Source organism: Coleofasciculus sp. G2-EDA-02 (assembly GCF_040226375.1).
Lineage (GTDB): Bacteria > Cyanobacteriota > Cyanobacteriia > Cyanobacteriales > Coleofasciculaceae > Coleofasciculus.
Window position 1 is genome coordinate 1 of record NZ_JAVKEW010000262.1, and the last position, 24,618, is coordinate 24,618.

Annotated in this window: 19 protein-coding genes and 2 pseudogenes; 9 read left to right on the forward strand and 12 right to left on the reverse strand. The window is 45.7% G+C overall.

Annotated features, from left to right (window positions below; translation table 11 throughout):
• Positions 1–259: 259 nt before the first annotated feature.
• Together gap and RLO19_RS30165 are read right to left on the reverse strand one after the other, a co-directional pair.
• The gene (gene gap / locus RLO19_RS30160) at positions 260–1,279 is read right to left on the reverse strand and encodes a type I glyceraldehyde-3-phosphate dehydrogenase (RefSeq protein WP_446361350.1); all 1,020 of its coding nucleotides are present in this window, start codon (positions 1,277–1,279) and stop codon (positions 260–262) included.
• A gap of 455 nt (positions 1,280–1,734) precedes the next feature.
• Positions 1,735–2,412: pseudogene (locus RLO19_RS30165) on the reverse strand (hybrid sensor histidine kinase/response regulator); the annotation flags it as partial.
• A gap of 646 nt (positions 2,413–3,058) precedes the next feature.
• Here RLO19_RS30165 and RLO19_RS30170 point away from each other — a divergent pair.
• The gene (locus RLO19_RS30170; protein WP_446361352.1) at positions 3,059–3,322 is read left to right on the forward strand and encodes a hypothetical protein; all 264 of its coding nucleotides are present in this window, start codon (positions 3,059–3,061) and stop codon (positions 3,320–3,322) included.
• Positions 3,323–3,683: 361 nt separating this feature from the next.
• On the opposite strand, the gene RLO19_RS30175 is transcribed toward RLO19_RS30170, so the two are convergent.
• The 4 genes and pseudogenes from RLO19_RS30175 to RLO19_RS30190 form a co-directional block, all read right to left on the reverse strand.
• On the reverse strand, positions 3,684–3,890 hold the full coding sequence (locus tag RLO19_RS30175; protein WP_446361354.1) for an RNA-binding S4 domain-containing protein: 207 nt from the start codon (positions 3,888–3,890) through the stop codon (positions 3,684–3,686).
• Positions 3,891–3,925: 35 nt separating this feature from the next.
• Entirely contained in the window at positions 3,926–4,372 is a 447-nt protein-coding gene (gene msrB, locus RLO19_RS30180; protein WP_446361356.1) for a peptide-methionine (R)-S-oxide reductase MsrB, read from the reverse strand.
• Between the two features lie 93 nt (positions 4,373–4,465).
• Positions 4,466–5,735: pseudogene (locus tag RLO19_RS30185) on the reverse strand (RNA-guided endonuclease InsQ/TnpB family protein).
• Between the two features lie 377 nt (positions 5,736–6,112).
• Positions 6,113–6,340: a photosystem II protein, Psb35-related gene (locus RLO19_RS30190; protein WP_446334509.1), complete on the reverse strand. Its 228-nt coding sequence runs from the start codon at positions 6,338–6,340 to the stop codon at positions 6,113–6,115.
• 144 nt (positions 6,341–6,484) lie between these two features.
• Here RLO19_RS30190 and RLO19_RS30195 point away from each other — a divergent pair, with 144 nt between their 5' ends.
• The 3 genes from RLO19_RS30195 to hetR all read left to right on the forward strand — a co-directional run bounded on the left by RLO19_RS30195 (position 6,485) and on the right by hetR (position 10,029).
• Positions 6,485–8,320 carry an FAD-dependent oxidoreductase gene (locus RLO19_RS30195; protein ID WP_446361358.1) on the forward strand — a complete coding sequence of 612 codons (1,836 nt, stop codon included), beginning with the start codon at positions 6,485–6,487 and terminating at the stop codon, positions 8,318–8,320.
• Positions 8,321–8,592: 272 nt separating this feature from the next.
• The gene (patX, locus tag RLO19_RS30200) at positions 8,593–8,859 is read left to right on the forward strand and encodes a heterocyst-inhibiting protein PatX (RefSeq protein ID WP_446361360.1); all 267 of its coding nucleotides are present in this window, start codon (positions 8,593–8,595) and stop codon (positions 8,857–8,859) included.
• 270 nt (positions 8,860–9,129) lie between these two features.
• Positions 9,130–10,029, forward strand: a complete 900-nt coding sequence (gene hetR / locus RLO19_RS30205; RefSeq protein ID WP_446361362.1) for a heterocyst differentiation master regulator HetR — start codon at positions 9,130–9,132, stop codon at positions 10,027–10,029.
• 84 nt (positions 10,030–10,113) lie between these two features.
• Here hetR and RLO19_RS30210 read toward each other — a convergent pair whose 3' ends face one another.
• Positions 10,114–10,884 carry a TIGR00297 family protein gene (locus RLO19_RS30210; RefSeq protein ID WP_446361364.1) on the reverse strand — a complete coding sequence of 257 codons (771 nt, stop codon included), beginning with the start codon at positions 10,882–10,884 and terminating at the stop codon, positions 10,114–10,116.
• A 300-nt stretch (positions 10,885–11,184) separates the two neighbouring features.
• On the opposite strand from RLO19_RS30210, the gene RLO19_RS30215 reads away from it, so the two are divergent.
• Complete coding sequence (locus RLO19_RS30215) at positions 11,185–11,613, forward strand: VOC family protein (RefSeq protein WP_446361366.1); 429 nt, start codon at positions 11,185–11,187, stop codon at positions 11,611–11,613.
• Between the two features lie 56 nt (positions 11,614–11,669).
• On the opposite strand, the gene RLO19_RS30220 is transcribed toward RLO19_RS30215, so the two are convergent.
• A complete protein-coding gene (locus RLO19_RS30220; protein ID WP_446361368.1) occupies positions 11,670–12,275 on the reverse strand; it encodes an esterase/lipase family protein in 606 nt (201 codons plus the stop codon).
• A 285-nt stretch (positions 12,276–12,560) separates the two neighbouring features.
• Between RLO19_RS30220 and RLO19_RS30225 the strand changes: the two genes are divergently transcribed.
• Positions 12,561–12,818 carry a hypothetical protein gene (locus tag RLO19_RS30225; RefSeq protein WP_446361370.1) on the forward strand — a complete coding sequence of 86 codons (258 nt, stop codon included), beginning with the start codon at positions 12,561–12,563 and terminating at the stop codon, positions 12,816–12,818.
• A gap of 666 nt (positions 12,819–13,484) precedes the next feature.
• Here the strand turns inward: RLO19_RS30225 and RLO19_RS30230 are convergent.
• The gene (locus RLO19_RS30230) at positions 13,485–14,300 is read right to left on the reverse strand and encodes a hypothetical protein (protein WP_446361372.1); all 816 of its coding nucleotides are present in this window, start codon (positions 14,298–14,300) and stop codon (positions 13,485–13,487) included.
• 684 nt (positions 14,301–14,984) lie between these two features.
• Between RLO19_RS30230 and gndA the strand changes: the two genes are divergently transcribed.
• Entirely contained in the window at positions 14,985–16,400 is a 1,416-nt protein-coding gene (gene gndA, locus RLO19_RS30235) for an NADP-dependent phosphogluconate dehydrogenase (RefSeq protein ID WP_446361374.1), read from the forward strand.
• Between the two features lie 327 nt (positions 16,401–16,727).
• On the opposite strand, the gene RLO19_RS30240 is transcribed toward gndA, so the two are convergent.
• Both RLO19_RS30240 and RLO19_RS30245 read right to left on the reverse strand, forming a co-directional pair.
• Entirely contained in the window at positions 16,728–18,713 is a 1,986-nt protein-coding gene (locus tag RLO19_RS30240; RefSeq protein ID WP_446361376.1) for a hypothetical protein, read from the reverse strand.
• A 455-nt stretch (positions 18,714–19,168) separates the two neighbouring features.
• The gene (locus RLO19_RS30245; RefSeq protein ID WP_446361378.1) at positions 19,169–21,124 is read right to left on the reverse strand and encodes an iron uptake porin; all 1,956 of its coding nucleotides are present in this window, start codon (positions 21,122–21,124) and stop codon (positions 19,169–19,171) included.
• 1,216 nt (positions 21,125–22,340) lie between these two features.
• On the opposite strand from RLO19_RS30245, the gene RLO19_RS30250 reads away from it, so the two are divergent.
• On the forward strand, positions 22,341–22,553 hold the full coding sequence (locus RLO19_RS30250; protein WP_446361379.1) for a DUF2839 domain-containing protein: 213 nt from the start codon (positions 22,341–22,343) through the stop codon (positions 22,551–22,553).
• Positions 22,554–22,891: 338 nt separating this feature from the next.
• Positions 22,892–23,275 carry a DUF1815 family protein gene (locus tag RLO19_RS30255; RefSeq protein ID WP_446334487.1) on the forward strand — a complete coding sequence of 128 codons (384 nt, stop codon included), beginning with the start codon at positions 22,892–22,894 and terminating at the stop codon, positions 23,273–23,275.
• A gap of 157 nt (positions 23,276–23,432) precedes the next feature.
• Here RLO19_RS30255 and pdhA read toward each other — a convergent pair whose 3' ends face one another.
• Positions 23,433–24,464: a pyruvate dehydrogenase (acetyl-transferring) E1 component subunit alpha gene (pdhA, locus tag RLO19_RS30260; RefSeq protein ID WP_446361381.1), complete on the reverse strand. Its 1,032-nt coding sequence runs from the start codon at positions 24,462–24,464 to the stop codon at positions 23,433–23,435.
• Positions 24,465–24,618 lie beyond the last annotated feature (154 nt).

Consider the following 24,618-nt stretch of genomic DNA (forward strand, 5'->3'; position numbering starts at 1 on the left):
ATGAACAATGGATAATGACCTCTCCTTAAAAGAAGAGGATTGAATTTAAGGAAAATATTTTTTAATTTCTTCGTAAACGAAGAGGTCTTAGACCCAATTAATCAATTATCAATTATCAATTATTAATTATCCATTGATAAATTATCTCAAAAACGGCGGACTTCGGGGCGGGTTTAGTCGCTTATGGGTGCAATCGAAACGATAGTAGTAAAACCCGCCCCTACAAGCCTACATTCAAATCAATCGCTAATTGCTGAAATTAGCTAGTCGTTTGCTTAGTTTTTGATTCCTTGATCATGCGGACAGCTTCTTTAATCATCTGGGAAGCATATCCCCATTCATTGTCATACCAACTCATGACTTTAACCAAGTCACCATCAACAACTTGCGTCATCGTCAAATCGACAATTGAAGCATGAGGATCTTGAACGATATCAGATGAAACAATGGGGTCTTCTGAAACAGCTAAAATGTCTTGATAGCGTTCGCTTCCAGCTTCTTCTTTGAAGATACTGTTAATTTCGTCAACGCTAGTGGGCTTTTCCGTGACGAAAATAATATCAGAAATAGAACCAACAGGAATCGGTGCCCGTACCGCTACCCCATCAAACTTATTTTGATATTGGGGAAGAACTTGGGTTGTCGCCACAGCCGCTCCTGTCGTGGTGGGGACTAAATTAGCCGCCGCCGCTCTACCACGCCGAAATTTCTTACTCGGTCCATCAACAATAGCTTGGGTAGAAGTATAAGCATGAATGGTTGTCATTATGGCTTTTTTAATCCCGATTCGGCGTCCCATAATTTCGACAACGGGAGTAATGCAATTGGTGGTGCAGCTAGCACAGGATACAATCTGATCTGATTCATTCGGCTGATTAACGCCATGTACGATTGTGGTGACTCCCTCGCTTTTAGCCGGCGCAGAAAGAATCACCCGCTTAGCACCCGCCTGGATATGTTTTTCTAAATCGGGTTTTTTAGTAAAAATCCCCGTACATTCAAAGACAAGATCGACGCCTAAATCACGCCAAGGGAGTTGCGTTGGATCTTTTTCACTTAAGATTTTATAGGATTTGCCGTCAATAATTAAACTGTCCTTTGTACTGTCTACATTTTTATCATATTTGCCGTAAACAGTATCGTACCTGAGCAGATAGGCAAGATTATCGGGTGGGACTAAATCATTAATAGCAACGAGTTCTAAATCGGGATGATCAAGGGCAATCTTAAAAACAGCTCGACCAATTCTCCCGAAACCATTAATTGCTATCTTGGTCATGATTAAATCTCCTGTTAATTTTTGGTTATGAAGAGAATAGGTTGACCTGATGTACCAAGGAGGTTTATCTCAGCTAGCTATAACTCGTCCTACAGGTTAACCCTCTGGTAAGCTGACAAGCGCCAGCAACCTGTCACCCTTAACTTTAGATATGCAAAAAGCTGATTATCGTCTGTCTGTGGGAAGAAATGACCAAGCTATATCCCTCAGACTTTTACCAGATGACACTGTACCGGAAAATTCCACATCTAGCAGCAGGCTCTAGGGCAGAAGGCAGAAGGTTTCAAGGAAAAAGTACCCTAGGGCTAAAGGGGGTTACTTCGTCAGATTTGGTATCATTCTTTATTTTCGACAGATGAAGGAAGTGATAATCTAGATAGTGGCTACAATCTCACTTTCTTACCCCAGCGATCTCTCACGCTTGGGTTTTCCTGAGTCAGCCGATTGTATTGGGTTCACTTTTGTGCCAGAACTGCCACAGCTCGAACTAACTGCTCTGGCTCAAGGGACTTGGGAACGTGCCGTTGATAGCCACTGTTGAAGGCACGCTGCTGATCTTCAAGTCTGGCATAAGCCGTCAGTGCGATCGCGGGAATTTGTCCCCCTTTTTCGGCTGGTAAAACACGAATCTGTTCAAGCAGGGTATAACCATCCACATCCGGCATCCCGATATCACTAATTAACACATCCGGTTGAAAGGATTTCAAATTGGCGATCACTTGGGACGCACAGGCAACAGTCAAGACTTCTGCGCCATACTCCGTGAGCAATACTGTTAATAGCTCACCATTGGGAGTGAATTTGATGGCGTTGGACAGCAAGTTCCAGACAATTTGCTGCAGTCGGGCAGCATCACCAGACACTTGTCCAATGTTGGGTAATGCGCTATGAAGTGAGATGGATTTAGCCACGGCTGTCGTCCGCACCGTATAAATCGCCGCTTCAATCACAGAGGATAGATTGACGGAGGTCATATCCAGGCTAAGTTTGCCACGCAGAATTTTGGCGATATCCAGCAAGTCATCAATCAGTTCAATCTGTAAATTGGCATTCCGTTCAATGGTGGCGAGGGCTTCGGCAGTTTTGGCTTCGTCAAATTTACGAATTTGTAACAACTTTGTCCAACCCAGGATCGCTCATATCAATGACTGAACCGATATATCCTTTAACCTCCTCTCCCAGCCCCAGTTCCTCTGCTTCGGTTTTGCCTCAATTTCTACATTCAACAGAGGTTATCCCATTTCTAGGATGGGGTGCAGAAGCTGTTCGGCAGTATCGGCTAGTTCTCATTGTAGTACAATAATATCAAGCCTTCTCTAGTCCAATTGTTGGTTTTTTGCCAAACATCATCGGTAAAACCCGCCCCTACAGCCTTGCTCCGGAAGCCCTCTCAACCCAAAACTTTCCCAATAACTAAACTTTTGTAACGGTATCTTCCCAATTTAGCGGCAAATTGGGGCGGTTCTATTTACAAATATTGATGTAGATGTAAAGATTTAATTATATCTATTGAGCATTATGAAATTTAAGTAACCTAATGTATATAAAAGAGATCGGGCAAGATCTAAAGCTGAAATTTCTCCGAAAAATCTGTGACATTAATCACAACGAAGCGTTTTAAAAATCACATCCTTTAAAGTAAATTATCACAGAACCCCGTGAGAATAATCACTATTTTTTAGGGATTAAATTACAGGAATTCCCCTAAAAATGAGAGATTATTTAACTATAACTTGGTTTATGGTCTAGATTGAGTTGAGAGTAAGCGGGGAACTAACCATGAAACTATTTGCCAATTATACGGTCAGCGAAGGAGACATAGAGCTTCTGTTAAAAGAGACAGATAACGATGGGGATGTATCCTTCGAGGAGTGGGATGCAGATGTCTTATCCCATGACTGGGAGGCGGATGCTTTTATCGAGGAATGGGATGCAGATTATCCAGTAAATGATCACAATAGGGAGATCTGGTTTAATGACTGGAAGGAGTTTGAGACAAACTTAGACGACCTGCTAATTGACTGTCGCGAATGGGAACTATAAGCTATCTCTAAAATCCAACAGCTTCCCATTGATTTTTGTCTCTGACTTGATGAACCCAATTGCCCAATTTCTTAGGGGCATTACCCTGAACTCAATTCCTAATAATTAACAGCTTCTTGCCGTTAATCTCAATTCCTTAATACCGTAAATAACCCTACCTTCATTTTACAGGTTAGGGGAGGGCGGGTTGGGCAAATAGATTTATAAAACACAATTAAGCGCCTCTCACCCGCCCCGAAAAGCTCCTAAATACTTGTTGTATATGCAGGAGCGCCCGATAGGAACAAGGACTCGCCTCTGGACACAGGGAAGTTACCTCGCCATTTTTTTTACGGATATAACTAGATAAGCTCAAACAGGGTTAGAGTTGAGTTCCAACCTTATAGGTTTCCCCTTGTACGCTTACCAAATCTCCTTCAACTAATTTACGTCCGCGCCGAGTTTCGATGATACCATTAACGGTCACATCACCTTCTTGAATCATCAGTTTGGCTTCGCCACCTGTGGACGCGATACCTACCCACTTGAGGAACTGATCTAACTTAATGGTTTGGATGGAGCTGGTCATGCCAAAATAGACAAATCGCTGATCTCGAAGTCAGGTTAGGCAGTTGCAGATTTATCAGTTTCCGCCTTAGATGCTGATTCTACCTGATCGGACTGGACAAAGTTTAGCGAGGCAGAATTTAGACAGTAACGCTGACCCGTTGGTGCTGGTCCGTCATTAAATACATGACCTAAGTGAGCATCACAAGCTGCACAGAGGATCTCAGTGCGACGCATCCACAAAGTATTATCCGCTTCATATTTGACGTTTTCTTCATCAATCGGCGCCCAAAAACTGGGCCACCCTGTCCCAGAATCATATTTGGTTTTGGATGTGAACAAGTCATTGCCACAGCAGACACATTTGTAGATTCCCGGCTGCTTATTGTCATGATACTCTCCGGTAAAGGCGCGTTCTGTTCCCTTCTGTCGGGTCACTTTGTATTGTTCTGGGGTAAGCTGTTGTTTCCAATCAGCGTCACTCTTTTGTACTTTCTGAATCATGGTTTCAGGTTCCTTAACTATGCGAATATCAGCTTAAATTCAAGGGGGTTTGACGTACTCCCCCATCTGAAGAAGGGGGATTCTTAACGGATGTTACGAGGCGGACTGAAGTCGCGCCTCTCTACCCTTGTTCTTGCTTCTCGAACTCTTAACTAGACGGTTTCCCGTCCCCGTCAGACCGTCTCCACAAGCATTTTCTTTAATGTCCAAGATGCGTCCCACCTCAGACAGTCCACGATTGCGGACAATTTGTGCTGCTGCTACATCACGATGTGTTGTGTATCCACATTCAGGACAAGAATGAACTCTTTGGTGGAGCTCTTTTTTGCCTGTATGTGCGTCACATTGAGGACAAACTTGTGACGTGTAATTCTTGTCTACCTTATCGAAATACACGCCACGTTTCCAGCACACAAACTTCAAGATGGACAAGAACTGACCAAAACCAGCATCTAATGTGTGTTTGCCGAATAGTCCTTTTGCCCATACTCGAAAGTCGATATCCTCAACAAATATCATCCCAGCACCATCGCACAGTTTGTGAGCTAATTTGAAGTGCCAGTCTTTCCTTGTATCCCTGATTCGTTGATGTAGTCGTGCAATCTTTAGATTGAGTTTGTGACGATTGTTTGACCCTTTCTTCTTGTGCTTCAGTCTGCGTTGCAGTAATTTCAACTTGCGGTGCAGTGAATTCAGGAAACGGGGTCTATCTATCACATCTCCATCAGATGTTGCCACGAATTTGTCGAGTCCCAAGTCAATACCCACTGGATGACCATCAGGGATTACGTCTGGTACATCAAGGTCGCATTCAAGTGACAACATCACAAAATATCCAGACGCCTTGCGGACAATACGTGCTTGTTTGACCGTAAATCCATCTGGAATTTCTCGCGACTTGACATATTCAAGCCACCCTAGCTGAGGCAGCTTGATTTGATTTCCTCTCAAAAACCGAGACTTACCTAGTTGCGGATAAACAAATGACCGCATCCGGTACTTGTTCTTAAATCGAGGAAATCCCATCCCCTTACGTCCCATGTCCAAGAAGGCTGTCTCTAGTTTCCTTAACACCTGCTGCAACACTTGAGCGTTGACGGTTTTGAGTTCTGGACACTCTTCCTTGGCTGCGGTCAGTGACTTACACACTTTGTGCATAAGTGGGACGAGGCGCATCTGCACTCATGATGTATTCAGAGGTAATTGAGCAAGCATTCACTTGACACTTACGAGAATTTATCCAATCCTTACGTGTACGCAAGGCATAATTCCAAACTTTACGACACACTGTTAGCGTGTGTTCAATCATTTGGACTTGTTCTTGTGTAGGGATTGCTTTGTATTCGTAGGTCAGACTTAACACTTGTTCATCACCTCCTACATTGTTTATACACCATTTTGTAGACTTAATCTGTAAACAGAAGGATAAATCCTTCAAGTCGCTTTCATCCACCGCTTAAAAGACGGTGGCTCTCAGCTTCTATGATGTTTTGGTAGGGGGAGAGGAAGAATGGAGATTATCCTCTCTTGGCTCATCCTACCCAATCTAATCCTATCGTCACATCCTCCTGCCCATCTTGAGCTACACCGAAGAAAAACTAGCAAGTTGTGAGTCCAATGAAAACTCACAACTTAAATCTCTACTATTCTCTTCCTGCTTTCTCCACCGTGCTTAAAAGCAAATGCTGTTAACACTAAGATGGTGGCGTGGAAGAAGCGTTGAGCGGATAAGGGATGCGGCTAGGAAGGCAAATTATTGCTCGCATAAGCATCCATCCTGTAAGCTGGGGTGCGATCGCTGTAATTTGTCTCGATCCCTGTGATCGACTCTGCTAGCTGCTCAAAGGACTCACAACGCCAGTTGCGATCGTGGATTGGCTTGCTCTGTTCGCCTCGGAAGTAAGCCTGAGTCCCTAATACAGCAACGGCAACCCAACCCACGAAAAACAATGAAACTAAGATAAGCATTGGACTAATCATAATCGTTCCCCTTTGTTTAGCAACTTTGTAAATTTATATTACTCATAATGTAACGGATTATTACAAAGCGCATCTGTGACTTGACTCTGGTGTAGGTGTGATGATAATCACTATCCCCAACCCATTTTTTGTATGGCTGTGAATGAACTAACAACAGAAGTCTTAGTTGTCGGTGGTGGTACAGGTGGCACGAGTGCGGCAATCCAAGCGGCACGTCGAGGCGTCAAAACAATTCTAGTCAGCGAGTTTTCCTGGCTAGGAGGAATGCTGACGACAGCCGGTGTCTGTGCGCCCGATGGCAATGAATTAGCCGCGTGGCAAACGGGGTTATGGGGCGCATTTTTGCGAGAACTTCAACAGCGACAGCCCGGAGGACTCGATCATGGGTGGGTGAGTTTGTTTACCTACCAGCCTAGAATTGGCGCTCAAGTCTTTGCAGATTGGGTTCAAGCATTGCCCAACCTAAAGTGGATTGCTGGACAAACGCCCTTAGCGGTATTAAAAGCAGGGGATTGTGTAACCGGGGTGCGATTTGCTGATGTTGTGATTAACGCCAAAGTCACCCTAGACGCCACGGAATTGGGAGATGTGCTCGAATTAGCCGAGATTCCCTATGGTTGGGGTTGGGAGTTGCTCACGCGCTTTGGTGAACCGAGTGCGCCTGTTTCCTTCAATGACTTGACTCAACGCTATCCAGTTCAAGCACCAACCTGGGTTGTCATCCTCAAAGATTTTGGCACCGATACAGCCCCGGAAATTCCGCCCCCACCTCAATACAGCCCAGAACAGTTTGTCGGGGCGTGGGAAGGCTATGGGGTGGAATCCTTTCTCAATTACGGACGCTTACCTGGGGGACTGTTTATGCTGAATTGGCCCCAATATGGCAATGATTATGGTGAGGGAGTTGGGCGCTTAGTGGAATCGGATGCATCCCGACAGCAGTTTCTCCAGGAAGCCCTTTGGCACACTCAAGGCTTTGCTAGTTTTATTCAATCTCAACTGGGACGGCGTTATGGTTTAGCCGATGATAGTTTCCCAGAAGCGTCCCTCGGTGGTGGGGCTTACGCCCTACATCCTTACTATCGAGAAAGTCGGCGTCTGGTGGGAGTGGTGACGTTGAAAGAACAAGATATTTTACCGATAGCAGGGGGTCAAGTTGCGCCTTTGCCCGTCGATGCATCAGGGGCTTTTACCGGAATTGCTGTGGGCAATTATGCCAATGACCATCATTATCCTGGTTTTACCTTTCCCTTAGCCCCAAAATCCATCCGTTGGGGAGGGCGTTGGACGGGAGTGCCGTTTACCATTCCTTATGGTTGCCTTTTACCTGTGTTAATGGATGGTTTATTGGTCTGTGATAAAAATACTTCCGTCTCTCACATTGCCAATGGTTCGACAAGGTTGCAACCTGTGGTGATGAATCTAGGTCAAGCCGCAGGAATGGCGGCTGCGCTGTGTGTGGAACTTGGCTGTCAACCGAGGGAGTTACCCATCCGGCGTATTCAAGAGGCATTGTTGGGCGATGCTATTGCCCCTGCGGTTGTGATTCCCTTATTCAACAAATCCCTTGATCATCCAGATTGGCAGTACTGGCAACGTTATTACTTGGATCATCCAGAAGAGTATCCCCGTTCTGGGATGGTTGAGGAGCCGGGGGAGCTTGTCGAGACGTTGCGGTGGAAGGTTTGGGAACATAGAAGCACAGGAGAATCTTCCGAATCACCAATCACCAATCACCAATCCCATGCCTTAATCTATTTCACTGGCATATTCCAACGCCGTGCTGAGCAGGATTACATTATTACCCTGAGCGAACCTGAAAGTTATGGGGGTCAAATTTGGATGTTGATTACCACACAATCTGATGTTAACCAGCAACTCCAGCATTATCCTGATCAGCAACAGCTACAAGGGTGGGGACGTTTTAATCCGGCGGGAAACTGGTTGCTGGTAAACAGTTTGCACTGATCAGCAATCAGTCTCCAAACATGGATGGGTATAACCATTGGCGTCAACTTAAGCGCCAAAAGCAGGGATTGTAGAGACGTGCCATGGCACGTCTGGGAGCAATGTAAAGACACGATGCCAGAAGCGTCTGGGAACTGGAACAATTTGAAGACAAAATCGCTAGTGTACCATTAATCTTCACACAATCCACATTAACTCTGGCAGGAATTTTTCCTGAACCATGAGTAAAAAGTCCGTAACAGGGACTAGAAACCCTGACACGGACATCTGCTATGCGCTTTTACACTTGTGTTACTTTAGTGAGCCTGCTTACGCTCTCATTTGCTGTCCATGCTCATGATAGTCGCGATCGCTCAGTCTCACTTTTTCAGTCTACTCCTGCCCACTCGCTGTTGTCTCTAGTCAAAACTGGAGATGCTGGTCCTCAAGGTCCTGAAACCAATCGCGGTGGACAACGGCGTTTCTTTACCTCCCAAGATACCTTCGTGCCCCAGATTTGTCACCGGGGTAGTGGACGGCGCGAATTTACTTGGGCATAGGCAGTAAGTGCCATTTGATATAATATATACTTTCCTGGAAGAATTTTACCCCCTAGTTGTGACCCACCCAGGGGGTCTTCCAGTTGGCGGTATCTCCTAGTTTGTTTATAATCCAGTCTATAATCTAAGGAGAATTTAGACTTTAATATTAGGGTGCTTTAAGTAAGCGCATGTTTTGCTTCTTGAGTTGGACTCGCTGGTTTAGGTGAAGCCGTGGGTTCGCCATTACCTTTATTCTTTTGTACCCATGCGATGTGACCGCTCCCTAAAATGACTAATCATCTCGATCTGATCAAAAGCCTCAGCCCCAGCGCCATGGATCAGATTATGATATATCTGGCTTTCAGCGCAATGAGAACCAGTGGACACCGACATGGGGCATTTCTAGATGCGGCAGCAACGGCTGCTAAATGTGCGATTTACACGACCTATTTGGAACAGGGTGAAAATATCCGGATGACCGGACATCTACACCATATTGAGCCAAAACGGGTCAAGGTTATTGTTGAAGAAGTTAGACAGGCATTAACAGAAGGAAAACTGCTGAAGATGCTGGGGTCTCAAGAACCCCGCTATTTGATTCAGTTTCCTTATGTGTGGATGGATCAGTATCCATGGCAACCGGGGCGATCGCGGATTTCTGGCACGAGCCTGCACAGGGAAGAAAAACGCATCATCGAGGAAAAATTACCGGATCATCTCCCCGATGCCCAGGTGGTCAGTTCTTTACAGTTTATGGAATTGATTGAGTTTCTGCACAGCCGTTCTCAGGAAGATTTACCTCCGGAACGACAAGCGCCTCTTTCTGAAGCCATGGCAGAACATATCAAACGACGCTTACTGTATTCGGGAACAGTGACGCGCATTGATTGTCCCTGGGGTTTACCCTATTATGCCCTGACCAGTGCATCTTATTCGCCCGTAGATGGCAAAGAACGTACCTACACGGTGGTGGAGGATACGGCGCAGTATTTCCGGTTGATGAAAGAGTGGGCAGAACGTCAGCAGCATGTGATGCGGGTTTTGGAGGAGTTGGATATTCCACCGGAAAATATTGACCAAGCGATAACGGAACTTGATGAAATTATTCGCGCTTGGGCGGATAAATATCATCGAGATGATGGTCAACCGATGGTTTTACAAATGGTGTTTGGTCGGCAAATGAAATAGTTATTTGTCCTTTGTCATTAGTTATTTGTCCTTGGTTTTTTAACTAAGGACTTTTCTTTGACTCCGAATAAAAGGTGAGGGAAACTATCCAGGTAATCCCATGATACTGTGCCAGATGATAACCAAAAGGATAGCCGCGATCGCACCAATTAATGTATTGATAAAATTCACGACTTCGTTGGTCATCCATTCGACCTGAGATTGCCAGGTGGCACCAATCACACTTTCCAAGTTGGTGGCAATAAAGGCAGCGAATACACAAAACCAGACTTCTGTCAAGTCTATGAAGCCAACGCCCCAACCCAGAAACGCGATCGCAGCCGAGGCGACAGCCCCTGCTAAGGTTCCTTCTAGACTGACTGCGCCTTCGGTTCCGGGGGAGACGGGTTGTAAGGTGGTGATTAAAAAGGTGCGCTTACCGTAGGCTTTACCCACCTCACTGGCGGTAGTATCAGAAAGCTTAGTGGCGAAACTAGCGACAAAACCCAGTAGGAGGAAACTGCGATAGGGTTCATCCAGGAAAAGAACGCCCACCGCGCAAAGCGTACCCGTTAAAGCTGAACCCCACACATTTTCAGGTCCTCTAGCGCCCGAACGCTTTTCAGCAATCCCCGCTGCTTCTTTTTGTGCCATACCGATGCGGGTAACAGCAGAACCGACAAGAAAATAAACCATCACAATCAGATACCCTTGCCAGCCTAAGGTTCCCCAAATCACAATCCCCAACGCCCCGGCGTGGAGAAGTCCAGCCGGGGTAAGGAGTTGCTTGGGGATCAGCCACGCGATCGCTAATAATATTGTATTTAAGAGGACGGCAATCAGCCAAGGATTAAGAGAATTGAGTGTTGCAAGCATGACTGAGTTTTGAGTTTGATTGTGTAGGGGCGGGTTTTATTACGATCGTTTCTTACCTCACAAGGGATGTAACTCGCGCCCGCCCTGAGTGAGTGCGAGAGTTTTGTGTCAGGGCGGATTTCACTATTATCGTTTCTGATAACCCAGATGCGACTCGCGCCCGCCCAGACCCCACAATGGCATATATTAAGGGTTAAGAGGATGTTTCCGGGTGTATAGTAGGCAACAGTTTTTGGTATGCAATCGATGCATAACTGTTTAGGGTGATTATCGGATTAGGCAAAACTTAAATTAATAGTGATGAATCCCATTCTCTTCCATTTAGCATTTCCCGTTAGTGATATTGAGCAAACCAAAGAGTATTATGGCAGAGGACTCGGCTGTGATATTGGGCGAGAAACCCGTCAAGCGGTCATTTTAAACTTATATGGGCATCAACTGGTAGCCCATCTCACCGATGAACCCTTAACACCACAACGGGGGATTTATCCGCGTCACTTTGGTTTAATTTTTACCGCACAAGCCGATTGGCAAGCTTTATGCGATCGCGCCCAACAGCAGCAGCTTCAATTCTATCAGCAACCGAAGCGACGTTTTCCAGGTGATGTGACTGAACATCGCACTTTTTTCTTACAAGACCCATTTTATAATTTAATGGAGTTTAAATTCTATACTCATCCAGAGGCAATTTTTGGTAGTCACGAGTTAGCCGCGATCGGCGATGGGTGATTTGTCATTTGTCAATCATTAAAATATGGCTAAAGCCCTTACTACAAACTACGAGGCTAATTTGCCTTCTGAATCCGATAAAATGGTTCTGATAAAGCAGAAGCTACCGCTTGCATACTGTGGGAATTTATCACCATACAAGCATGGGCAAGAACTGAAACTTTCACATTTTTACCCACGGGCATTTGTGAACTATTACCCGGAATAATAATAAAATCCCACGGTGTCCAAATTGATGTGAAATTAAGGCGTTCTAACATTTGGACATCTCGGTTTAAATCCTCTATTAAAGGACTTCCTGGACGCATTTGTACGCAGGCGCGACGGTTTAATAGGTAGGCTAACCAGGTGCCGTGATGGGGGGCAGCAATGGTAATATAACGCTGCACTCGGTCAATTCCACCTAATCGCTGGACATAATAGCGGGTGACGAGTCCCCCCATACTTAAACCGACTAAATCAATGGGTTGGTTTTGGGGAAATGTTTGGTTAATAAAATTGGCTAATTGGGCAGCCATTTCGTCTAAACCCAATGTAGCATTATTGGGTTTAAGGTCAATACTATAAACAGAAAAACCCTTTTTCCTAAGGTAGGGAGAGAGTTTGCGAAAAACCGATGAGGTGCGGAAAATACCGTGAACGAGAACAACTGGGTTTGTCATTTTTCATACTCAATGAAGCGAGAAGCAAGCTACGTCATTTGCTAGGAACAGGGAACAGGTAATTAATAGTATTTTCTGCTATCTTCTCCCCTCTACTTTATCAAACGTTTTCTCTAAGATATTCAATCCCTCTGCGTACTCTGCGGAACCCTCTGCGTACTCTGCGTTAAAAATAGACAATTGTATCTATTAATAGCATTACACTGGGCGCAAGGATAGTACCCCGACAATATAATTTCAGTATCATTCATCTTAAAATTGATTTGTCGAGATTAACCTATAAAAATGATAACAGCCGTTCAAGTTGCGATCGCGGGGGAGGCTGCTGAACCCGCCGTGTCTGAATTGATGGCGATTCCGGGATTATCGGTATCCTATGAGGCACAAACCCAAAAGGAGGGAACCCTGGCGGTAATTGCTACAATTGTCGGCATTGCTGGGGGTACGGTGGCGCTAGCGGAACAAATTCGCAAGTGGTATCAGGAATGGAAGCACGTAGGGGCTTGGTTTCCAAGCCCGTACAGGTGGGGAAGTGGTGTTTAGTTGTCGCCAAACACGGTAGTAAGTATCCCCCCTAGCCCCCCTTTGAAAGGGGGGGACAAGAAATTGCATTCTTTGAAAGGGGGGACAAGAAATTGCATCCTTTAAAAGGAGAGAACCAGAAAGTAAGCCAAGTCATTTAAGGGGACAATAAAAAATTAATCAAAATCCCCCTTTGAATAAATCAATTAATCAAAGTCCCCCTTTCAAAGGGGGATTTAGGGGGATTTCAACGTTGATTGCATAGTCACAAGCTTTGGCTGATGAAGGGATACCGTTAGGACTTTTTGCCAAGGAAAGCAGTCAATCGAATTAACCAGAGTCTATAGGCGCACACATTCTCTGATTATACTGTTTATTGAATCATATAAACCGTTTTTTTGTCAACCCGTTTAATCATAAAAAACACGTTCTGACACAAAGATTTTAGGACAGGGCGATCCGACCGAATTGATTGACTTTTTAGAGGAAATCATCAAACCTGCGAATCGGGGCGGGTTTAGTCGCATCCCTGGTGCAACCGAAGAGATAATCGTGAAACCCGCCCCTACAGGGCAACCTGTCAAGTTTATTTCACCATTTTAGCTGTGTCAAAATTAATCCATGTCGTGAGAATAAGTCTAACAATTCATACCCGATATATTAATGCTAATCTTCCCGCATTCGGCTTTAATTTTTCGCCGGAATAAAATTATCATGGAGACTGACTAACCCATCCCCATAGATAACTTTAATTTCATGCTCACGTCCATTTTTCCCAGAAAGGGTATAAATAAACTGCTGACGATCAGACTCTAAGTCCGTAAACTGATAATTGAGTGAGTCTAAAGAGAATAAGTCCTCATATTTTGATATAATTCCCCTCAAATCCTCTTGACTAAACAAGGTTCCCTCAAGATTTAAAAATTTACCAAGCTTCTCAATATCTTGGCTTTGAATGGCATCAAAATATCGTTCAACTAAACGATTCGCGTAAACGGAATAGAGTAAAAATTGGTCATCTAAGCGAATGCTTTGATCTTGATAAACAGAAATCGAATTACTCATCCCGCTAGGGGTAAAGATGCGGTAATTAAAGCGTTGAATCGGAGTTTTATCGCCTGTTTTCCCCAATTGTTCAACACCCAGACGCTCAAAGTCCGTAATCTCTTCGCCTTGGAAATAAGCCTGATAATGCTCAAGTGCCGCTTGCACATTTTCAGAGGCGCGATCGCGTTCCATCAAATAGGGCATAAAGAAGTTAACATTTTCCTGATTAATTGCCTCAATTGTGGCAGCAATTAACGCATCAGCTGCTGCGGGTGTTAGGGGTTTAGCTATTTGATCGTCGGGAACTTGAGTGATGGTTTCCGCTGCTACTGTTTCCCCTCGACTAGAAACTGTTTCGGCTTGAGAGCATCCAAAAAACAGAACGCTGGATAGACTAATAATCAAAACAATAAACTTATTCATGCTCGAATCGGGTAAAGGGTTGAATGTCGCCAAATCTTCGTTGTTTTTGATGATTAGCTTATCTATCTCTCCAGGGATTTAACTTCCCCCATCTGGCTCATGCTTTCGGGTAATATTAATAGGGTGATTGAAAACCACAGCTACACAAACTAAACCCGCCGGAGTTTACCCTCTCGGAAGCGCAGGATGGGTAACAACCTAATTTTGTCCTAAAAATATGCATTGATTGATCTCACCCACTCAGCCAGGACATTTGCTTAGGCGAGAAGTTAAGGTGCGATCGCCAAAACCAGGAATTGAGCTTAACCTGTTTGGCGATAATTATGTAGAGGATTTCCTTTTGCCAATACTATCCCAAAGCTGTTGAATCAGTAGGTAATTTCATTTGCCTTTGCTGATGAAGGGATACAGCTAGGGATTCTTCGCCCAACAAAGCAGTCAATGGCACAAACCCCACTTTATAGGCGCACACCTTCTCCGATAATACTATTTATTAAATCACAAAAACGCTTTTTTGTCAACTCAGTTCTCAGAGAGTCAATAAAAGTAGTCGATTCTTGTTTCCATCTCTAGCGAGATTGCCAGGTTTGAGGTTTTGTGTACTCTAGTTGAAGCATACTCATAATGCAAATTTTACAAGATTCCGCCGCAGGGCAGGCTACCCTGTAGGGGAAATAAACACGATTACACGTTCAATTACATTCTGACGAGAGATATATGACACAACCAAGCTTCGGAGTCATCGGTCTAGCTGTGATGGGAGAAAACCTGGCGCTCAATGTGGAAAGTCGCGGGTTTCCTGTGGCGGTGTACAACCGGACTAGCTCGAAAACAGAAGAATTTATGGCAAAACGTGCCTCGGATAAAAACGTCACCGCCGCCTATTCCCTAGAAGATTTTGTCAAAACCTTGGCACGTCCCCGCAAAATCCTGGTGATGGTTAAAGCAGGCAAACCAGTTGATATTGTCATCGATCAACTCAAACCCCTGCTCGAACCCGGAGATATGATTATCGATGGCGGGAACTCCCTCTACCAAGACACCGAACGCCGCACCAAAGACTTAGAAGCCACAGGACTCGGTTTTGTCGGAATGGGGGTCAGTGGTGGCGAAGAAGGAGCGCTCAATGGTCCTAGCTTGATGCCAGGAGGCACCGATACGGCATATAAAGAGTTAGAACCCATTTTGACCAAAATTGCCGCTCAGGTGGATGATGGTCCCTGTGTCACCTACATTGGTCCTGGGGGTGCAGGTCATTATGTGAAGATGGTGCATAACGGGATTGAGTATGGCGATATGCAGCTCATTGCCGAAGCTTATGATTTGCTCAAAAATGGCTTGGGATTGGATCACCAGCAGCTTCATCAGGTTTTTTCCGAATGGAATACGACGGATGAGCTAAATTCTTTTTTAATTGAAATTACGGCGGATATCTTCAAGTACATTGACCCGGATACGAATCAGCCTCTAGTTGATTTGATTCTGGATTCTGCCGGACAAAAGGGAACCGGACGCTGGACGGTGGTCAGTTCTCTAGAATTAGGTGTACCGATTCCCACCATGTACGCGGCGGTGAATGCGCGGGTAATTTCGTCCTATAAACAGGAACGGGTGGCAGCAGCGAAAGAGCTTACAGGTACTACGGGTAAGTATGATGGAGATAGCCAAGCGTTTATCAACAAAGTCCGTGACGCTCTCTACTGCTCAAAAATGTGTTCTTATGCTCAAGGAATGGCATTGTTGGGTAAGGCATCACAGGAGTTTAATTACAACCTGAACTTGGCAGAAACTGCCCGGATTTGGAAAGGGGGTTGTATTATTCGGGCGGGATTCCTGGATAAGATTAAAAACGCCTTCAATGAGAATCCAAAACTGCCGAATTTACTATTAGCGCCAGAGTTTAAGCAAACGATTCTGGATCGGCAAGAGGCATGGCGGGACGTGCTGGTGGTTTCTAATCAGTTGGGAATCCCGGTTCCAGCCTTTAGTGCGTCGTTGGATTACTTCGACAGCTATCGGCGCGATCGCTTACCGCAAAACTTGACCCAGGCACAGCGCGACTACTTTGGCGCTCATACATATCAGCGAACCGACAAGGAAGGGGTTTTCCATACCGAATGGGCGCAGTCGTAGAGACATGACCTGTCGCGTCAGTTAAAACTGGTAGTTTGTACCATTTTTAGTTAGCCCCGACAGCCGCCAAGAACTCAAGTTCTTGGCTTATATCGCAAGTCGGTTGAAACCGACTGGAATTCTTTTTTAGTCGTCTTTAGACGACTTGAGCTTTTGGTTCCTTGGGTTTAAACCCAAGGCTGTGTGTTTTGACCCCCATTCGACGATCGTAGGGGTTTGGTTACCAAACCCCTACGGCGTGGTGAGGATGTCAATTAAACGACATAGATAGGTAGGGGTATCGCTACCCCTACACATATCTCAGAAGCACTTATTCCTTAGCCGCCTTTAACGATTGACGGGCTGACCAGGCATCCGTCCGCCTTCATCGTTACTACCACCACGGGGTGCAGAGTTACCAGGGTCTCCACCTTCTGGACCATTGCCAATCCCTTGGTTGAAGTTGCGATTCATATTACCCTGCCCTTGATCATCGTCATCGTCATCCATCTCATCATCATCATCGTCATCATCATCGTCATCATCATCATCGTCATTGTCATCCATGTCTAAATCCATATCATCGTCAGTATCCTCATCGACGCTAGTATCCTGATTGTCCATGTCCATCGCGGTATCATCTTCATCGACAACGGTGTCGAGTTCCTCATCGGGAATCTGCCGCAAACCAACCAAACCTGGGAAGCAACGACTGCTCGGACCAACCATCTTGTAGCCTTGGCGAGCCACAGCTACACCGCCACTAGTACGAGTAGCGATCAGATAGCGACTACCGCTACGCTCTGTATAGTTGACCCTTACTCGTCCTTGAGCAGCACTAGCGCTGGTGAAACGGATAGAGTTAGAGATTTCGTATTGAGTTTCCGCTGTACTGGAAGTGCCAGAGAAAGCAATCAGGTTCGTATTTGCTGAGCTAGCACCTGCTGCGGCTGTCGTACTCGCTGATGCTGTAGCAGAGGCGGTAGCTGAAGCCGAGGAAGTCGATGAGACTTGAGATTGTCCCGAACCATCTCCTGTGAACACGATGAGACTGTCGCCACTGCGGAAATTAATTTTGTTGTTGTTCTCGATAGAGACAGTGCTGCCACCGAATGTGATGTTACTAACATTTAGTGTTGGACCGCCACAAATCACACAGACCAAATCGATGTCATTCTCATCGTTGGGATTTTCATAGTCAAAGTCAAATCCCTCGTCAACGTCTGTATCGATATCATCAATATCGCTGACCCCAGCAAAAGCGCGGAAACTAACGCTTCTAGCTTCACCTTCGACTTTAGCGCCATCTTGCTCAAACTTGAACTTGGTTCTGTCACTATCGCCAGTGCTGGTGAAGGCGAGTCCATTGGCACTAAATACAGAAGCAAAACCAGAGATTTCTCCCTCGTCTTTCCCTTTAATCTCGAAGCGGTCTAAAGCAACGTCACTATCTATATCGGACCCTTCAATCTTAATTTCCTCTAAATCTGAGAGTGTCGCATCGACAATACCGCCTTCACCTTTAATCTTAAATTTGAACTCTTGGGTTGTGCCGGAAGAGCCAACTGTTTGAATCTCAAATTTCTGGTTGGCGTTACCAACAAAACTGATTTCCTCAGTAGTGCGGTCATATAAGTAGTTACCAGCCGCTAAATCTTCCCCTTCAAATTTAAACTTAATCCGCCGCACCAGAGCGCTTTGACCAGAAGCAGGAGGCATAGTGCTACCACCGCCACGGAACTGCAAAGTTGGAGCCAGGTCAATCAGACCACTGTCTAGACCTGCTTCAAAGTCACCAATCTGTAATTCTCCATTGGCGGAGGCAAAACCACTCGTAGATACGGTAACATCTTCAAGACCGGGCAAAAACACGGGTGGCGCATCACCAACCATCTCAGGTGAAATCAGTGAACCCGTCAGATTAAGGCTTTCAGTAAAAGAATCAAGGGTAAAGTTTAAAAGGGTGTCCCTTCCTGAGAAAGTCACCAAACCGCCATTTTGAGTGAAGGCAATACCCGAAAGCCTGCCTTTAAGCACACCCGTATCACCTGCATTCGGCATACCATCGCCGTTATCCGTGAAACTGGCAGCAGTGGGTACAAATTGAGAATTAGTAGTTACCCCGTTCGGACTTTCAATGCGGAGTTGCTGAACAGTGGCATCAAACAGCGTCACATTACCGGCGGCATCTTGACTGGGTACAAAAAACCCGGCTTCACCTGCAACTCTACCCCCGGTGACTTCAATTTGTGCTTCAGCCGCCGGGGAAAGTAAAACAGCAAAGCCACCAACTAGACCCAAACCAACAATGTAGCGAAGTGATTTTAAAATCATCTTAAGACTCCATCCGTGAATGAACTAAATGAACAGAGGTATTCTCCTGGCTTCTGAAACTAACCCCCACTATAGGTTTGTCTTGATTTAATCCTGACCAGAGTTAGATCACGAAGTAGTAGAGGTTAGAAGAGGGAAAAAAGTACCCAAAGACTGCTTTGCCAGGTTAGTGTATTCGTCGATTACACAATGCAGGTTACTGGTATTTTTTTCAGCCTTTCCTGAAACAAGACGCCTCCCATTAGGGTCAGTTCCCCTATAGGGGCATCTTTACAGAAGCTTCATAAAAAAACTCAAATCCAGACTTGGCATACTGTTTAGCCTCAACTATCCCAGTTTCCCTGAATTGGTTGTGGAACCAAGAGTCAGTCTTTTCCAGCAAGACTCTACACATTTGAAATCTCATGGTTTTAAACGACTGACTCCTGACTCTTAACCCGAATGTCCTTTCCTACCTAGAAGGTAAACGTTGTGCGAATTGCACCAATCGTGATTGTGTCGTTGTCGTCGTTATGCAGGGGATTGAAAATCACAATCACCCCAGGAGTGATGCTGATATTATCTGCCACTTGCCAACGGTAGAACGCTTCGACATGGGTTGTCGTGTCCGGTTGATCACCAGGTTCAGCAAAAAAGTTGCCCTCAGTCAAAAAGCTAGGAACGTTTCTGCCATCGGGTAAATCACTGTCAATAATCCGGGGAGGTTGACCGACATAAAGTCCGCCCATGTTACCTTCGCCAAACAAGTCGGGGAAATTCAGGAATGCCATCCAGTTGAAGGTTTCCACTTCTCCATCATCACCTTTAAAGTCGGAAATCGTATAACCTGCCCATCCACCAAAGGTAATCCGGGATGTAGCTCGCCACTCTAAACCAGCTCCAAAAGCATTCGTATTAATCGGCGCTCTGCCATTGATACCACGCAGCACCACCTGATCATCTCCAATACCAGTTCCTAATCGTCCAAAGGGAGAATAGGCATTAATGTATTGAAGCGACAAGTCTATGGTATCGATGGGAGAGACAACTAACTGTGCACCTGCTGAGGTTTCCCCATTGTCTCCACCAAAAATGCCATTATCCACATCTGCTGGTGTACTTGCTGAATAGACGCCCTGCAAACTCAGGCGAGTCGCAATTTGCCAGTCAAAACCAATACCACCACTGCCATTGCCCACATTAATAACCGGGTTACGTTGGGCAAAGCTAGATAAAGGTCCAGAACCTGCACTTTCAATTCGGTTGACTCCCCGGAAGACGTTAACTGGGTTGACCCCTTCAGGTCCAACAATCACAGCAACATTCCTGCCGATTAGCTGACGATAGTTGAGATCAGTCAGTTCTAAATCATTATCATTGTCCCCTTCATAGCCCAAGCGTACAAAGTTTCCTAATGTGTCGCTAAAGGTAGGACTGGTACTACCATTTCCGGCTTGGAAACTGGTTAACAACAGACTGCGAGGACTCAATTGGGTAAACAAGCTCAACTGTAAGTTGTTAATTAACGTGACATTGGTGTCTTGATCCGTAAGTTGGGTACCGGCTAATTCAAAATCGTTATCGTCACTACGTCCTTGAACCCCCAAAATCGCTTGCCCAAATAGTTTCGTCGTCGTCGAGAACTGATTATCCTCTAAAAAGGCAGTTCGACCTTCCAAGTTATCCACCCGCGCCCCTAGGGTAGCGATTTCTGCCTCAAACTCTAGCACCAACCGTCGCAATGCCTCTAAATCCCCGGTGGGAAACTCGGAACGACCTGCAATCAACCGCTCAATTTGCTGTAAACAAGCATTCAACCCAGCGGCAAATTCATACCGGGTCATCGCCCGATTGCCACGAAACGTGCCATCTGGATATCCGGCAATACAACCATAGCGTTCCACCAGACTCCGCAGTGCTTCATAAGCCCAGTCTCCGGGAGAAACATCTCTTAACTGAGACACGCTAGTCACTTGACCCATCGGGTCAGATTCCTGGACAGCCTCTAGGGGATCAACGAATAGGGTATCAGGAACAGTGGGATCACTCGCCTCTTCCACTTCTGGTAAGGCTTGGGCTAAGTCTTGAACTTTGATGTCCTCAAAGGCTTCCTCGGATTCAATCAGGGAATTCGTTGGCGTAATTATCCCTACTTCATTGGCGGCGGATACTGCGAGTTCAGTGGTGATGTCTGTTTCAGTTCTTGGGGAGACTATCTCAACAAGAGAAGTTGCTAGTTCCGTTTCAGTTGACGGAGATAGTCCAGGGTCTACTCCTGAGGTTTCCGTCAGCCGAGCCAAATCGGTCTGCTGCTGATCTGACGATTCAACAGGCGTTGCTTGCGCGGCACAAAAGCTGGTTACCCAGCAACCCACAGTAGCAAATATCAAAGCTGATGACGCTGTTTTTCCCAAACGTCCATAAGTCGTCATGGTTTTATAACTCCTCACAAAAACCACACTCGCCCTCGATTTTAACTATAAATAAGAGACAACTTTGACATCCTCCCCGGCGTGAACGCACGGGGATTCCTCACCACGCCGTAGGGGTTTGGTAGCCAAACCCCTACGGTCGCTGAATGGGGTTGACAGCTCACCACGCACTGCCTCTACTGAGGTCTTACACACGCTCCCTGTCCGTTTTAAGTCTCGGAATGCCCTCCCGCGACTAACTATACGTATCGTTTAACCCAAAAGCATTGAGAAATACTTCTGTTTTGTCTCCAGGTTGGATTAGAACCATTGCCCTTCGATCTTTCCCTATTGCTGGTTCAGGCTCGGTTTCACTTCATAAAGAAGGTATATCGACTGCAAGCTTAGGTGGGAATTTCAACCGCTATAAATTTAACACAAAAGCCTTCCTAAAAGGACGGTGCTTGTGACCCATTAATTCCGGTCAATTAGCTCTTTATTCCTTGATCAAAGCTAAGTTTTCCTGTTGGAGACAGAGAAAAGGGATCAGGAAACAGGGAACGGGAAATCAGTAATTATTGGTATCTGTCGGGGTAGGACATGTCGTACCCCGACTCGGGTTAAAGTCGCTGCGTCAGTTCTAATTTCTCAGCTTGATTGGCATCCGATCGCTGTTGGGCTGGATTCTTTCCCGTTAATAAAACTTAACGAAGTTCAGAACTTATCAGTTTTTGTATAGATAATTAGGTGGTAAAAATTAAAGTCAGGCGGCGGGGATCGCCATACTCAAGGGAGCGAGAAGCAAGCTACGTCTTATTGTCAGGGTTTGAAGACTATTTACATAACTTAATAAAGTTGGGTTTATTTCCACCAACTACTTATGTCAGTCTGGGGGGTATCGAACCCCTCGACTGGCACTCCTGTACCTTCGAGCCTTGAATCACAGGGGAATCACGGGGTTTGTCGGAGGTTTCCCGCTCGACTATTGATGAAAAATAATTATTAACTTAATGACGGTTGAGTTCCTGATTGGCTCAGAATTTCTAATCTAACGATCCCCGCTCCGGGGGAAATTGTCAGAATTACTTGTCATTTCGTAAACAAATGCCAACCAAATCTCAGGAATAGCGCTAAGATCGAATTCATTTATACCCCGTCTAAGTTGAAAACTGGAGATTCTCGTCGAGAAAAACTACGGGTTTCAAGGTAGATGCGGTTTAGTTGAGGAATGCAAGGAATGGGTGAAGCAAAACGTCGTAAAACTGCACTTGGAGACAAGTACGGTCAAGAGGCGAGACTCTTCCCCTGGCTCCCGATTACTAAAAGTCAGGGTGAGCAGTTCGTCAAACTGACGACTAAGGGCGCTTGGATTGGCATCGGCTTTCTCGTACTCTGGTGGCTAACCGTGCGCTTTGTGGGACCGACATTTGGTTGGTGGCAAATCAATTAGCCAATGCCTACCGATGGACTAGGCGGCTATTCTATCAGATTGAGTACCGCCATTGTTGCTGCTGATACAACTCATTAGGAATTTGTATCGGATAACTTGAGGATTGTCCCCAATGACTTGAGCTATCTAGAGAGCAACTCTTCGGAGGTGGGCTAGAATCGTGGAGCCAGCTCGTCAAGCTAGAATCACTCAAGTACCTAACCCTGTTAGTCAATTTGAGGAATCAGCACAACTCAGGATTTGTTCATGTTTTGCACTGACCCCTCCCAAAACAGAGTCTTAAATCCTTAAGAAAGTATAAAATCTAATATTCTAGGAAAGGTGTTTGGAGGATTAACGTGTTCATAAGACTTGCAGAGCAACATCGTCAATTTGTCCGAGATTTAGTTATGAATCTTCAAGCTTTGGCGATCGTGCTAGAAAACCGAGGCTATTTAGCATCTTGCTATACCTGCGGCAATCAAATGAATAGTGCCTCATTTATGGTCAGTCTGGGCGATAGTCACCTGATTCGTTTTTTGGTCTCCGATTACGGGATCACTTGGACGGAGATGCGTGACGATCGCGAACTGATGAAGCTAGAAGGGGCTGAAGCGATTAGCCAACTTCAAGATCTAGCGAATCTGGTCAAGTACCAAATTCAACCGTCTTCTGAGCTTCGTGGTACTTCAGCGCGATCGCCAATTACCTCTTTTCGCGAATCGATGGAAGTGATTGGTTGAGAGGCTGAGTGTTTGGAACATCACCGTTTCCTTGTCTCAAGGCAAGACTCCAGGTAACGCGAGGCGAGGGGTTAAATGAGATGGTAGAAAAATTTAATGCCCTCTTGCCTCTGACGTTTACCGATTAATTGTTAACAACGGCTCGTTACTTAGTACCTCAATCTTCGGCAAAAATATAGCGATACAACTCACTCTTGTCGGGTTCTGGACTGGTTTGAGCAAACTGTACCGCATCATTGAGAACCTCTTGAATACGATGGTCGATCGCCTTGAGTTCTTCAGCGTCGGCAAGATTTTGCTCCCTCAGGTAAGCGGCTAGCGTTTTAATCGGATCGCGAGTCAGCCAAAATTCCTTTTCTTCTGAGGTGCGAAGTTCATCGGGATCGGCTAGGGAGTGACCTCGGAAGCGATAGGTGAGGGCTTCAATTAAGGTAGGACCTTCACCTGCACGGGCACGAGCAACGGCTTCTTGGGCTACAGAGTGCACCGCAAGGACATCCATCCCATCGACTTCAATTCCTGGCATCCCAAAAACACTGGCTTTCTTGTAAATTTCCGGCTGGGACGTTGCCCGTTCATGTGCCATGCCAATTGCCCATTTGTTATTTTCTACAACATAAATAATCGGCAATTTCCATAAGGCTGCCATGTTCAAGCATTCAAAAAACTGACCGTTATTGCAGGCGCCATCGCCAAAAAAGCAAGCCGTAACCTGATCGGCATTGGGATCACCCAAAGCGTCACGATAATATTTTGCCGTAAATGCTGCTCCTGTGGCAACGGGAATCCCCTCTGCAACAAAGGCAAAACCGCCGAGGAGATGATGGGGTTGTGAGAACATATGCATCGAACCCCCACGCCCTTTAGAGCATCCAGTGGCTTTGCCAAATAACTCTGCCATCACCTCCCGTGCTGGCACGCCTGCGCTCAGAGCATGGACATGATCGCGATAGGTGCTACATACATAATCATAACCCTGGCGCATTGCCCGAATCACCCCCGTGGAAACAGCTTCTTGACCGTTGTAGAGGTGAACAAAGCCAAACATTTTGCCCCGGTAATACATTTCAGCGCATTTGTCCTCAAACAAGCGCCCCAAAACCATATCTTCGTAAAGCAGTAATCCTTCGTCTCTGGTAATTTGACCGTCTTGAACTTGAAACTGAGGTAACGTCCGTTCCTGAACCATGGCAAATCGAGTATCCTTGCAGCAATTACTATACTGGTATTTTGGGATAAAACGTGATCAAGCTGTGTGAGTAAAGGGCGACCCGATCAATTAAAGGAATTCCCGTTGTTAATTTTGGTAAGCGGGTCGCCCATACAGGTGGTTTTCAGAGTAG